The organism is Nocardia sp. KT25-26 (assembly GCF_056627695.1).
The window spans coordinates 1,711,667-1,723,644 of record NZ_CM152813.1; the positions used below are offsets into that span (position 1 = coordinate 1,711,667).

Annotated in this window: 12 protein-coding genes, 1 tRNA gene and 1 pseudogene; 7 read left to right on the top strand and 7 right to left on the bottom strand. The window is 69.5% G+C overall.

The window, feature by feature from the left end; genetic code table 11:
• Position 1: 1 nt before the first annotated feature.
• Entirely contained in the window at positions 2–793 is a 792-nt protein-coding gene (locus AC1HFH_RS07820; protein WP_480246760.1) for an SAM-dependent methyltransferase, read from the bottom strand.
• A gap of 85 nt (positions 794–878) precedes the next feature.
• On the opposite strand from AC1HFH_RS07820, the gene AC1HFH_RS07825 reads away from it, so the two are divergent.
• On the top strand, positions 879–2,060 hold the full coding sequence (locus tag AC1HFH_RS07825; protein ID WP_480246761.1) for a cytochrome P450: 1,182 nt from the start codon (positions 879–881) through the stop codon (positions 2,058–2,060).
• Positions 2,061–2,106: 46 nt separating this feature from the next.
• Here AC1HFH_RS07825 and AC1HFH_RS07830 read toward each other — a convergent pair.
• Positions 2,107–2,179: transfer RNA gene (locus tag AC1HFH_RS07830), tRNA-Glu, on the bottom strand.
• A gap of 99 nt (positions 2,180–2,278) precedes the next feature.
• Positions 2,279–2,833: a GlcG/HbpS family heme-binding protein gene (locus AC1HFH_RS07835; RefSeq protein ID WP_480246762.1), complete on the bottom strand. Its 555-nt coding sequence runs from the start codon at positions 2,831–2,833 to the stop codon at positions 2,279–2,281.
• Between the two features lie 186 nt (positions 2,834–3,019).
• On the opposite strand from AC1HFH_RS07835, the gene AC1HFH_RS07840 reads away from it, so the two are divergent.
• The 3 genes and pseudogenes from AC1HFH_RS07840 to AC1HFH_RS07850 all read left to right on the top strand — a co-directional run.
• Positions 3,020–4,186 carry a sensor histidine kinase gene (locus tag AC1HFH_RS07840; protein WP_480246763.1) on the top strand — a complete coding sequence of 389 codons (1,167 nt, stop codon included), beginning with the start codon at positions 3,020–3,022 and terminating at the stop codon, positions 4,184–4,186.
• Entirely contained in the window at positions 4,183–4,818 is a 636-nt protein-coding gene (locus AC1HFH_RS07845; RefSeq protein ID WP_480246764.1) for a response regulator, read from the top strand. Before AC1HFH_RS07840 ends, AC1HFH_RS07845 begins: the two co-directional genes overlap by 4 nt.
• 346 nt (positions 4,819–5,164) lie before the next feature.
• A pseudogene (locus AC1HFH_RS07850) lies at positions 5,165–5,488 on the top strand (transglycosylase family protein); the annotation flags it as partial.
• A gap of 90 nt (positions 5,489–5,578) precedes the next feature.
• Here AC1HFH_RS07850 and AC1HFH_RS07855 read toward each other — a convergent pair.
• Positions 5,579–6,805, bottom strand: a complete 1,227-nt coding sequence (locus AC1HFH_RS07855; protein ID WP_480246765.1) for a PucR family transcriptional regulator — start codon at positions 6,803–6,805, stop codon at positions 5,579–5,581.
• Between the two features lie 188 nt (positions 6,806–6,993).
• Here AC1HFH_RS07855 and AC1HFH_RS07860 point away from each other — a divergent pair, with 188 nt between their 5' ends.
• Both AC1HFH_RS07860 and AC1HFH_RS07865 read left to right on the top strand, forming a co-directional pair.
• Positions 6,994–8,166 carry a lipase family alpha/beta hydrolase gene (locus AC1HFH_RS07860; RefSeq protein ID WP_480246766.1) on the top strand — a complete coding sequence of 391 codons (1,173 nt, stop codon included), beginning with the start codon at positions 6,994–6,996 and terminating at the stop codon, positions 8,164–8,166.
• Positions 8,163–9,461 carry a lipase family protein gene (locus tag AC1HFH_RS07865; RefSeq protein ID WP_480246767.1) on the top strand — a complete coding sequence of 433 codons (1,299 nt, stop codon included), beginning with the start codon at positions 8,163–8,165 and terminating at the stop codon, positions 9,459–9,461. Before AC1HFH_RS07860 ends, AC1HFH_RS07865 begins: the two co-directional genes overlap by 4 nt.
• Before the next feature lie 3 nt (positions 9,462–9,464).
• On the opposite strand, the gene AC1HFH_RS07870 is transcribed toward AC1HFH_RS07865, so the two are convergent.
• The 3 genes from AC1HFH_RS07870 to AC1HFH_RS07880 form a co-directional block, all read right to left on the bottom strand.
• On the bottom strand, positions 9,465–9,632 hold the full coding sequence (locus AC1HFH_RS07870; protein ID WP_480246768.1) for a hypothetical protein: 168 nt from the start codon (positions 9,630–9,632) through the stop codon (positions 9,465–9,467).
• Between the two features lie 74 nt (positions 9,633–9,706).
• A complete protein-coding gene (locus AC1HFH_RS07875; protein ID WP_480246769.1) occupies positions 9,707–10,696 on the bottom strand; it encodes a cation diffusion facilitator family transporter in 990 nt (329 codons plus the stop codon).
• 46 nt (positions 10,697–10,742) lie between these two features.
• Complete coding sequence (locus AC1HFH_RS07880; RefSeq protein WP_480246770.1) at positions 10,743–11,096, bottom strand: hypothetical protein; 354 nt, start codon at positions 11,094–11,096, stop codon at positions 10,743–10,745.
• A 247-nt stretch (positions 11,097–11,343) separates the two neighbouring features.
• Between AC1HFH_RS07880 and AC1HFH_RS07885 the strand changes: the two genes are divergently transcribed.
• Positions 11,344–11,823, top strand: coding sequence for a sigma-70 family RNA polymerase sigma factor (locus AC1HFH_RS07885; RefSeq protein ID WP_480246771.1), 480 nt, complete (start codon positions 11,344–11,346; stop codon positions 11,821–11,823).
• Positions 11,824–11,978: the final 155 nt, after the last annotated feature.

The following is an 11,978-nucleotide window of genomic DNA, read 5'->3' on the forward strand; positions in this document are numbered from 1 at the left end:
GTCAGGGAACCCGCGCCATCCCGCACAGCATCGATACCGCCTCGGCGCGCGGATGGGCGCGCCACTCGGTGGGGCGCCAATCGATCACCGAGGTGACCCCGGGTTCTACCAGCTCGAGACCGTCGAAGAACTTGCCGAACTCGACGCTGGAGCGCAACTGGAACGGCACCCCGCTGCGCTGATTGGCCACGATGCTGTCGGCCAGGTCCTCCGGATCGAGGTGGTCGTTGGTGGCATGGCTGATGGTGACGTAGCTGCCGGAGGGCAACGCGTCGCGCAGCCGCCGCACCAGCTCGTACGGGTGCTCGGCGTCGGGCAGGAAGTGCAGCACGGCGACCAGCATCAACGCGACCGGTTGCCCGAGATCGAGCACGCCGGCGAGTTCCGGATGGCCCAGGATGGACTCCGGATCCCGGATATCGGCCTCGAGATAGGCAGTGGCACCGGCCGGGTCGCTGTCCAGCAGGGTCTGCGCGTGCGAGAGCACGATCGGGTCGTTGTCCACGTAGACGACCCGGCTCTCGGGGGCGATGCGCTGGGCGATCTCGTGCACGTTTCCGGCGGTCGGCAGTCCCGCCCCGATATCCAGGAACTGCCGGATACCGGCATCGCCGGCCAGGTAGGTCACCGCGCGGCGCAGGAAGTTGCGATTCTCCAGCGCGGCGAGCCGGACCGAGGGGAACGCGGCCGCCACCTGGTCGGCGGATTTGCGGTCGGCGGCGAAGTGGGCGCTGCCACCGAGCCAGTAGTCGTAGCGACGGGCCGGATGAGGCTTACTGGTGTCGAACTCCATCGCGCCCCTTCCTTTTCCGACTACTGTTTGCTGTTGACAGCCCGGCCCCGGCACCGCCGGCGCCGCACCTCGCGGAAGGTCCTTCATGCCGTTGCAGTACAGCCCCTACGACTTCGATGTCCAGGCCGATCCGTACCCCTACTATGCCAGGTTGCGCAGCGAGGCCCCGGTCTACCGCAACGAAGCCGACGACTTCTGGGCGCTGTCGCGGCACGCCGATGTGCTCGCTGCCCTGCGTGACTGGGAACACTACTCCAGTGTCAACGGGTTGCGGATGGAACCCGCGTTCTGGGGGCCGCAGGCCGAGAAGTTCTTCTCCTTCGTCGCCATGGATCCGCCGAAGCACACCCGGATGCGTGAACTGGTGGTGCGGGCCTTCACTCAGCGGCGGGTGCAGGAGCTGGAGCCCCGGTTGCGCGAGATCGCCCGCGCCCAGCTGGCCCCGCTGCTGGACCGGGGCAGTTTCGATCTGATGTCGGAGTTCGCCGGGCCGTTCCCGACCGAGGTGATCTCCGAACTGGTCGGTGTGCCGGAGGCGGATCGGGACCTGGTCCGCAAACTGGGTATGCAGATCATGTACACCGACGCCGAGTCCACCGACCTGAGCCCGGAAGCCATGCAGGCCATCGGCGCCCTGGTCGGCTACTACACCGAGCTGACGATGGAACGGGCGCAGCATCGCACCGACGATCTGCTCTCCGGGCTGCTCGACGCCGCCGACGGTGACGACCGGCTCACCCCGGAGGAGATCGTCGGGGTACTGATTCTGCTGGTCGGCGCCGGAATCGAGACCGTGATGCTGACGCTGGGCAATGCCTGGCACACGGCGGCGCAACACCCGGACGCCCGCCGCGCCGTCTTCGCCGACGGCCGCATCGACGACTGGATCACCGAATCCATGCGCTACGACCCGGCCACCCAGGCGCATCTGCGGACCAGCACCGCACCGGTGCGGCTGCACGATGTCGACATTCCGGCCGGTGCACGGATGCTGCTGCTCACCGGATCGGCCAATCGGGACCCGGACGTGTTCGACCGGCCCGAGGTGTTCGATCTCGACCGGGACCCGGCCGGCTCGCTGGTCTACGGCAGCGGCCGGCACCACTGCCTGGGCCACAATCTCGCCCAGCTGGAACTGCGGGTGGCCCTGCAGGAGATCGTCGCGGCGGTCGCCGACTACGAGATCGACGCGGCGAATGCGGTGCGGATCCATTCCTCGAACAACCGGGGTTTCGCTTCGCTGCCCACGACCGTGACGCGTCGCTGAGACGACGAAAGCTCCCGGCCGACGGATCGGCCGGGAGCTTTTGTAGTAGCCCCGACGGGATTTGAACCCGCGCTACCGCCTTGAGAGGGCGGCGTCCTAGGCCGCTAGACGACGGGGCCTCGAACTGCGGTCCACCGTGATGAACAGCGCCGACATACCATAGCCGACTCGCAGTCGATCGACCAAAACGTCTGGTCACGGCCGGTGCACCGGAGGAATCAGCTCTGGTTCAGGGCGGCGATGCCGGCCTGCGCGAACTTCTCGTCCAGGCTGCCGCTGGGCGCACCCGCGACACCGATTCCGGCGATCGGGGCGCCGTCGGCGGTGATCGGGACGCCGCCGCCCAGGAACAGGGTGCCGGGGATGTCGGCGAGTTGCGGGGCGCTGTCGAGCCGCCCGGTCAGCTGTGCGGTCGGCGCATTCCACGACACCGCGGTGAACGCCTTGCGTTCGGCGGATTCGAACGACTGCGGCCCGGCGCCGTCGCCGCGCAACAGCAGCACGGTGTTGCCGTTGCGGTCCACCACCGCGACACTGATCCGCTGATTCTCCGCGGCCGCGGCGTCGAATGCCGCCTGCGCGGCGGTGTTCGCCGCCGCCGCCGTGAGATGCGTACTGTGCTGCAGCTGATCATCGGCCAGGTCTGCGACGACCGGGGTGCGGGTGGCCGGGTTCGGTTCGTCGGCCTGGACGGTGACCGCGCCGACGACGCCGGCGACGACTGCGGTGGCGGCGGTGCCGACGGCCAGCCGGGTGCGGGTGCTGAGTGCCATGATCTGTGCTCCTGTTGCTCGGTTGATCTGTCTCCATCCTGTGGCGATGCGGGTCCGGCGGCATCGGCGAACCGGGTCGATCCGCGGGCGCGTCCGGGGGACCGGCGTGTCGTCCGATCGGATGATTCCGGCGCCCGGCGGTCGGGGAAAATGGGGGGCGGCGAGAGGTCCGAGGAGGTGGTCGCCGTGGCGGATGCCGCCGAGTCCCGTGACGGCGCCCGGCTGCTCGCGGTCATCGTGCACAGTGCCTTCTACGTGCTGCTGGCGGCCTCGCTGCTGCGGTTCGTGCTGCGGCACCCGGACAGTGCCCTGCTCCCGGCGGTGCTGGGGCTGTCCCTGGCGGCGGCGGTGCTGTATGCGGTGAGTGAGGGGTGGCGCCCCCGGTCCGTACCGTGGTTCGCGCTGCTGGTCGCCGCGTGGGCGGCGTTGGTGTTGCTGGCGCCGAGCTTCGCCTGGTGTGCGGTGCCGCTGGTCTACACCGGGCTGCGCATCCTGCCGGAGCGGGTCGCCGTGGCGCTGGTGGCCGCACTGACCGCGCTGGTCGTGTTCGCCCAGATCCGGCTGGCCGGCTGGGCCGACCCCAATCTGCTGCTGGCGCCGCCGGCCGTGGCCGCGGTGACCACCGCCCTGTTCGTGGCCATGCGCCGGCAGGCCGAACAGCAGGCGGCGTTGATCGACGACCTGCGGCGCACCCGCCGGGAACTGGCCGCTACCGAACGCCGCGAAGGCATGCTGGCCGAACGGCAGCGGCTCGCGATGGAAATCCACGACACCCTGGCTCAGGGGTTGTCGAGTCAGCAGATGCTGCTGCAGGCGGCTGACCGGCTCTGGGACAGTGATCCGGTCCGGGCCCGCGACCATCTGCACACCGCCACCGCGGCCGCGGCCCGGGATCTCACCGAGGCGCGCCGGTTCGTGCAGGATCTGGCGCCCGCCGATCTGGTGGACAGCGGCTCCCTGCCGGGCGCGCTCGCGGCACTGGCCGATCGGACGAGTTCCGACCGGCTGGTGGTGCGATGCCATGTCGAAGGCGTCCCGGTGCCGTTGCCGGAGCGGCCGGCGGCCGCACTGCTGCGGATCGCCCAGGGCGCCCGGGCCAATGTGGTGCAGCATGCCGGAGCCGCTCACGCCACGGTGACGCTGAGCTTTCTCGGCGATCAGGTGGTGCTCGATATCGCCGACGACGGCCGCGGATTCGACCCCGGCCACGCCGGTGCCGCTGCGTCGGGGCACGGGCACGGCCTACCGGCGATCCGGGCGCGCGTGCGTCAACTCGGTGGTGTCTGCACCCTGGAGTCCGCTCCCGGCGAGGGCACGGTGCTCTCCGCCGCCGTCCCGATGGAGGAACCGTGACCGCATCCGTGCGCCTGGTGATCTGCGACGACCACGCGGTGGTGCGGGCGGGGCTGCGTGCCCTGCTGGACAGCGCGCCCGATATCGAGGTGGTGGGGGAGGCCGCGGACGGCGCCGCGGCGGTGGCGCTGGCCCGGCGCCTGCGGCCGGATGTGGTCCTGATGGACCTGCAGCTCGGTGCCGAACCGGACGGGGTGGTCGCCACCCGGCAGATCACCTCGGCGGAGCCACCGGTACCGCACGTTCTGGTGCTGACCACCTACGACACCGATGCCGACGTCAGCCGGGCGATCGACGCCGGTGCGACCGGATACCTGCTCAAAGCTGAGCGCCCCGAAGAACTGTTCGCGGCCGTGCACGCCGCCGCGCAGGGCCGCACCACACTGTCGGCTCCGGTGGCGGACCGGGTGCTGGCCCGCCTGCGGAATCCGCAGCGCGACCTGACCCCGCGCGAGCTGGATATCCTCGCGCAGCTCGCGCGCGGCCTGGGGAACCGGGAGATCGCCCGGGCACTGCACATCAGCGAGGCCACGGTGAAGACCCATCTCGGCCGGATCTACGCCAAGCTGGGGGTCGAGACCCGGGCTGCGGCCGTGGCGGTGGCCAAGGAACATCGCCTGATCCGGGAATGATTACCCCGCCCGGGCCCCATTCAAAACGTGTGCCGGGTCACATTTTTCCCGTGAGCTATAACACATAACGCTCGGATAACTACGCGAATGTGTTTCCGGGGTTTCCCGTGCTGAGCGGGTGGATGTCCGAATTCAGCAGGCGAGGCCGTTCCGTATCCGTGCCGTTATCGCCACGTGACCATCGGCGACTTTCTGGCTACATTCGGATCCGGCTCGGGCAATCCCGGGTCGAGCCCGAATCGCTGAACGCCGGCAACCCTGCCCCGCGATTCCGGGTTACCCCGACAGAACTGGGGGCAGGGGCCCGGCGGAATCGCCGAGCCGGTGGGCGCAGGCAGGAAATCCTATGTCTTTCAACCGCAAGATCACCCGTGCTCTCGGATTCGCCGCCGTCGCCGGCGCCATGGTTGCCGTCCCGGCCGGTCTGACCACCGCGACCGCCTCGGCCAACAACTGGGATGCCGTTGCACAGTGCGAGAGCGGTGGCAACTGGGCCATCAACACCGGTAACGGCTACTACGGCGGCCTGCAGTTCTCGCAGAGCACCTGGGAGGCCTACGGCGGTACCGGCTACGCGCACAACGCCAGCAAGGCCGAGCAGATCCGGGTGGCCGAGAACGTGCTCGCCGGCCAGGGTGCCGGTGCCTGGCCCGTCTGTGGTGCCTACCTGTAAGACTTTCCCTGTCGGGAAACGCATTGCCCGGTATTCGACCGAAAGGTCGGATGCCGGGCAATTTCGTAGCTATCGATGGATCAGTGGTTACGAAGTCGCGTGCGAATCCAGCCTATGCAGGGTGAGAGTGGCCGCCAGCATCCGCGAGTCCCGCGGTTCCGCCGGGTCCAGGCCGGTCAGTTCGGCAATGCGACGCAGTCGGTAGCTGTAGGTGTTGGGGTGCACGTGAATTCGCTTCGATGCCGTTTTCCGGTCGGCGCCGAATCGCAGATGGGCCTGCAGCGCCTCGATCAGATGCGGACTGTTCAACAGCGGAGTGATGCGCTGTGCCAGGCGATCTCGCGCCGGTCCCGGCCGGGTGAGCTGGTATTCCAGCAGCAGATCGTCGAGCCGGTAGCTGCCGCCCGGCCGGCCGAGCATCCGTGCCAGCTCCGCCACCTCGAGCGCATCACCGGCGGCTGCCGGAATATCCGCGCGGGCGACGGCCGGGAATTCGGCCAGATGTACCGGTGCGCCGAACTTCTCGCCGAGCTGCTCGGCCAGGGCCGCGAACCGGCGTTCGTCGCTGTCCGATGAGGCGGGTAGTTCGGTGATCAGGGCGATACCGGTCCGGCCGTCGAAGGTGGCCGGGGTGGTGGTGCCGGTGAGCTCGTCCAAGGCATGCTGCAGTACCCGGATCCGGCGGCGGGTGAGCATGTTCTCGGCACTCGCCGGCCGTGGTGGCTCGTGCAGATGCACCGCCAGCACGGTGTAGTGCTCGGCGAGCACCGTATCGGCCCGCGCCGCCAGTTCCTCCGCCGGAACACCGCGCACCAGGGCCGAACACAGTTCCCGGCGGGCCTCGCGCTCGGCGTGGTAGATCGACTTCTCCACCTCGGTGTAGCTCTCCACCACGGTGAGGTTGATGTACATCAGCAGATCGAGCAGCCGGCTGCCCACGACGACCAGATCGCTCATCTCCGCCGGGGTCGCCAACGCCGCGGCCTCGGCCAGCACCGCCTGGGCGGAACCGTGGATCGCGCCGATCAGCATCGGCAGCGGCAGCCGGTCCTCGGCGTGGCGTTCGGCGACCGGGGCGACGAAAGCGGCGATCTCGGCGCGAGTGAACTCCCGGTCGGCGGCGATGGCCTCCAGGACCGCGCGGCCACAGGCGTAGATCGTCGGCAGCACCTCGGCGTTGAAGTGCCCGTCGGGTAGTTCGGCCGGTGCGGCGCTGTCGAGGCCTTCGGCCAGGATGCGCTCGGCGATCTGGTTCCACCGGGAGAGCAGGCGGGTCGTGAGGGCAGTGGACGACGCAGGACTATCGACGAGCATGAGGCCGATTGTGCCGTACGACAGGCCGCCATAGGTGTCCTGCAGTCGATCGTGACAGATCTTGTCGCGGGCGACGAAGTCTGCTCGGAATTCTCGGTCGCCTGTGCAGTGACGGGGGTGTGTCGGGGGTCATACATTCGCTGATCAGTGCCTCCGGATCCTCGGCGGCACGAACAGGAAGTGAACCCATGTCTGCAACGACGCACATGCTGCGGCGCGCGCTGCGCGGGTCGGCGCTGGCCGCGGCACTGACCGCCACGGTGGCGTTCGGTGCCACCCCGGCGCAGGCCGAGCCGCCGCTGGAGCCGACCCTCGAATCGCTGGCCGCCTATTTCGACGCCGCCGCGCCGATGACCCCGCAGGGCCGGCCCACCACCATCGCCGCAACCGGGAGTGCCTCGGGCAGCGGATCCGGCAGTTCCGCCGGATCGTCGGTGTCCAGCCGGGCCACCGACACCGTCGGCGAGGGGCCGACCCAGAGCGCTCCGCTGGCCGCTTTCGCCTACGGGCTGCTGCATCCCGATATCGCACCGCCGGCCACCAACCGGTGGGACTGCGCACCGGCCTCCGCACAGGCCCGTCCGGTGGTGCTGCTGCACGGCACCTGGCTCAACGCCTACGACACCTTCTCCTATCTCGCCCCGAAGGTGGCCGACACCGGCCGCTGCGTGTTCGCGCTGAACTACGGGCGCTCCGGCCTGCTCGAGGGCGGTGGCCTCGGTGCGATCCTGCCGGGCCGCTACGGTGTCGGGCCGATGGCCGAATCCGCCCGGCAGGTGGCGGTGTTCGTGGACCGGGTGCTGGCCGCCACCGGTGCCGAGCAGGTCGACATCATCGGCCACTCGCAGGGCGGCACGATCGCTCGTCAGTACATGAAGTTCGAGGGCGGTCACGGCAAGGTCGGCAAGCTCATCACCTTCGGCGCCACCCATCACGGCACCTCGCTGATGGGTATGGCGACGCTGGGCCGGATGATCAACAACCTGGGCATCGACATCCTCGGCTTCTATCGGCCGATCGTCGGCGAATCGAATATCGAGCAGGCCGTCGGATCACCGTTCTACGGGCCGCTCAATGCCGGCGGCGACACCCTGCCCGGCGTCGAGTACACCGCGGTCGGCACCCGCTACGACGAGGTGACCAACCCCTACGACTGGACCTTCCTGCGACCGGGCCCGGACGCCCCGGTCGACAACATCACCCTGCAGGCGGGCTGTGAACAGGACCTGTCGGATCACCTGACGATGATGTATTCGCCGCGCGCGGCCTCGATTGCGCTGCGTGCCCTGGATCCGGCCGCGCATCCGCAACTGGACTGCACGTTCAACCCGTGGTTCATCGGCGGAAGCGGCCGCCTGTGACGAGTACCGCCGTCGAATCGTTCCCCCGGGTGCAGTCGTCGTCCGGGGGAACCACCCCGCTGCTGCCCGGGCAGGATCCGTTCTGTGCCGTTCCCGACGACCTGGCCGCGGCCGCACCGGGCACCGTCTTCCGGGCTCGGCGGGTCGAGATCGCCCTGTTCGGCCTGATCCGGCAGGACGTCACCGCCTGGCAACTGCTCTACCGGACCTGCGACCTCGACGGCGTGCCCGAGGTCGCCCTGACCACCGTGCTGCTGCCGCCCGGCCCGGCGCCGGTGGCCGGGCGACAGCTGGTGTCGTTCCAATGCGCCATCGACGCCGTCGCGGCGAAGTGTTTTCCCTCGTATGCGCTGCGCCGCGGCACCTGGGCGCCGGGCGCCATCGCGGTGCTGGAACTGCCGATCATCGCCCTGGCGCTGCAGCAGGGCTGGGCGGTGTCGATACCCGATCACGAAGGCATGGACGGCCGGTTCGGTGTGGCCCGGGAGCCCGGCTACCGGGCCCTCGACGGGATCCGCGCCTGCCTGAACCACGCCGAGACCGGGCTGCGGCCGGACACGCCGGTCGGGTTGTGGGGGTACTCCGGCGGCGGACTGGCGACGGCGTGGACCGCCGAGCTGGCGGCCGAATACGCGCCCGAGCTGACCGTGGTCGGCGCCGTCGCCGGGGCTCCGGTCGGGGATCCGGCGGCCGCCTTCACCCGGTTGAACGGCGGCATGTTCGCGGGTTTCGCGGCCGTGTTCACCGCCGGCCTCTGCCGCGCCTATCCGGAGCTGGCGGAGCTGCTGGGCAGTTCGCTCGACGAGCGCTATCGGGGATGGCTCGCCGAGACCGAACGCCGCAGCACCTTCGCCCTGCTGGGACGGTTCGCACGCCGGGACATCCATCGGCATCTGCGCGACGGCCTGCCGGATCTGCTCGCCCAGCCGGTGCTGCGGCGGGTGCTGGCCGATATCGAACCGGGCAGGCGGGCACCGGCGATGCCGATGCTGGTGGTGCAGAGCATCGCCGATGAGGTGATCGCGGTGGCCGATGTCGATGCCCATGTCCGGCGGTATCTGGCCGCGGGCGCCCGGGTGCAGTACGTGCGGGTCCGCCGCGGTTCGCATCTGCCGCTGGAGTTCCTGGCCGCGCCGCGCTCGGTCGCCTGGCTCGCCGACCGGTTCGCCGGGCGGCCGGTCACCGGTGGCGTCGAGACGGTCGACTCACTGGCCCGGAGTCCGCAGACCTGGCCGGACCATCTCCGGTTCGCCGCCCTGAGCGCCCGGATGCTGTTCGGCCGCCGCCGACCGTGACGATCAGCCGGGCGTAGTCGCGCCGGAGATCCGCTCGTCGACGCTGTGGATGCGGGCCTCACGGCCGGCTTCGACGACGCGCGGTTCTACTGGTGCGACCGTGATCGGCTGGGTGCGGCTCGGCCCCGAGGCGGGTGTCCGGTATTCGGCGGTGGTCCTGTCGTCGGGCACGGGGGACCGCTACCTACTGCGCGGAGGTCCCCCGTGCACTGGGATGGCCATCGGTGTTTTCGGCACCGTCGGGATCAGGTCGTGGCTTCCGAGGGCCGGTAGGTTGCGCCGGGCGCCGGTTCGCCGTTGTCGGCGCAGTGACGTTCCCGCGGTGGTGCGCCGACCTGGAGGACCTCCGGGTTGGCGTGGTCCACCTGCAGGGTGACGTGCTCGATGTGGTGGTCGCGGGACAGCATCGCGGAGACGTCTTCACGTACCGCGTGGCAGTCGAAACCGGACTCCACCAGCACGTGGGCCGACAGTGCCGGCGAGCCCGAGGTGATCTCCCAGATGTGCAGGTCGTGTACCTCGGTGACACCGTCGCGCGCGGCCATATCGCGGCCCACCTGCTCGGGGTCCAGATATTCCGGCGCCGCCTCCAGGAAGATCCGGCTGGAGGCCCGGATCAGGCCGACGCCCGCCTTGGTCATCAGGGCCACCACGATCAGGGTGGCGATCACATCGGCCCGGGCCCACCCGGTCAGCATGATCACCAGACCGGCGACCGCGGTGGCGATGAAGGCGAACAGGTCGTTGAGGATGTGCTGGAAGGCGCCTTCGACGTTGAGGCTGGATCGGTCGGCCCGGCTGATCATCCAGGTGGCCAGCAGGTTGACCGCGACCCCGGCCAGCGCGGTGATCAGCACCGGCAGCCCGTGCACGTCCGGCGGGGCGAACATCCGGCGGATCGCCTCGTAGGTCAGCCAGGCCGCGAGCAGCAGCAGGGTCAGGCCGTTGGCCTGGGCGGACAGGATCTCCACGCGCTTCCAGCCGAAGGTCATCCGGCCCGCCGCCGGCCGGGCGGCCAACCGGATCGCGGCCAGGGCCAGCGCGATCGCCGCGGCATCGGTGGTCATATGCGCGGCATCGGAGAGCAGCGCCAGCGATCCGGCGATCAGCCCGACGATCACCTCGCCGATCAGGAACGCCACGATCACGGCCAGCGCACCGGCCAGCCAGCGCCGGTCGCTGTCGGCGCTCACCGCGTGGGTATGCGTGTGATCGTGCGAATGTCGGGCACCCATGGCTTCACCTCTCTCGTAGAACCGCCGCCATGGTATGCACGAATCGCTATGTATTCAATTCAGCCATCTCGTCCTCGTCCGGCCACCGGTCGGCGATGACCAGACGACTGCAGGCGTACTGCAGCGCGATCAGTTCGTAGGGGTAGGTCGGCCAGAGGGATATCGCACCGGTGGCGCGGTCGATCACATACACCGAACCGCCGACCGGTCGCGGATGTGGCGGGACGGCCTCGCCCGGTGCCGGTGCGGGTACCGCGAACACCGCGAAACCGTCGTCGAACTCGAGGATTCGCCGTTCGGTGCCGGGGGTGGGCGGCGGCAGTTGCCGATCGGCGACGTGGCCCGCTTCGGCCTCGTCGACCGGGATCTGTGCGTCGGTCGGGTATGCGTGGATGTCCAATGTGTCGACGGCGGCCCGGTCGACAACGGCCGCCCAACTCCTCGGCTCCCGATTCTTGCGCAGTCGCCCCGTCGGTGGGGGCGCTGCGGTGAATCGGCGTGTTTCGATGTGAATTCACTCGATGTGATGTCATTCACATCGGGTGCTGCGATATCCGAGTATGGGAGAAGTTCGCAGAATCGATCGACGTGACAATGCCTGTGGTGCCCGGTGTGCCGGGCTGTGCACGCGAGCCGGCCTCGCAGCGGTGCTGGAATCCGAGCATCGGCTGCTCTACTGGCGGGCGCTGCGCGGACTGGGCGATGCTGGCGCAGCCGAACAGGTCGTGCAGGAGACCCTGTTGCGGGCCTGGCGGGCCTGCGCCACCTTCGACGCGGACCGTGGCGCGCTACGGACCTGGCTGCTCGCCATCGAGCGCAATGTCCTAATCGATACCCACCGGGCCCGGGCGATCCGGCCGGTGGCGGTCGGCTGGGATGAGGCCGGGGAAGCGGAGGCGCATCGGTGCAGCAGCCCGGACTTCGTGGACGGGCTGGTGGACGGGATGTTGATCACCCAGTTGCTCGACCGGCTGCCGCCGCCGCAGCGGGCCGCCGTGGTGGAGGTGATCCTGCGCGATCGTGGGTACCGGGAGGTGGCGGCCGACTTCGGGGTCCCGGTGGGCACGGTGAAGACCCGGGTGCACTACGCCCTGCGGTCGCTGCGCCGGTTGCCGGAGGTTGCCTGATTCCGGTCCGGATGTCCGTACTGGGCGTCTGACCATTGACTATCGGTTGTCACAGTTCGATAACTGTGCTTGCTCTGTGCTTTCTTCTGGGGCAACAGTGAACCACTGGGTTTGGTGTTACCACTGGGAAGGGAGGGGCGTTCCGTCTCCCGGAA

Coding starts and splice junctions, on each gene's coding strand:
- AC1HFH_RS07825 (WP_480246761.1), top strand. CDS start 879: ATGCCGTTGCAGTACAGCCCCTACGACTTCGATGTCCAGGCCGATCCG.
- AC1HFH_RS07855 (WP_480246765.1), bottom strand. CDS start 6,805: ATGCTCGTCGATAGTCCTGCGTCGTCCACTGCCCTCACGACCCGCCTG.
- AC1HFH_RS07875 (WP_480246769.1), bottom strand. CDS start 10,696: ATGGGTGCCCGACATTCGCACGATCACACGCATACCCACGCGGTGAGC.
- AC1HFH_RS07820 (WP_480246760.1), bottom strand. CDS start 793: ATGGAGTTCGACACCAGTAAGCCTCATCCGGCCCGTCGCTACGACTAC.
- AC1HFH_RS07860 (WP_480246766.1), top strand. CDS start 6,994: ATGTCTGCAACGACGCACATGCTGCGGCGCGCGCTGCGCGGGTCGGCG.
- AC1HFH_RS07835 (WP_480246762.1), bottom strand. CDS start 2,833: ATGGCACTCAGCACCCGCACCCGGCTGGCCGTCGGCACCGCCGCCACC.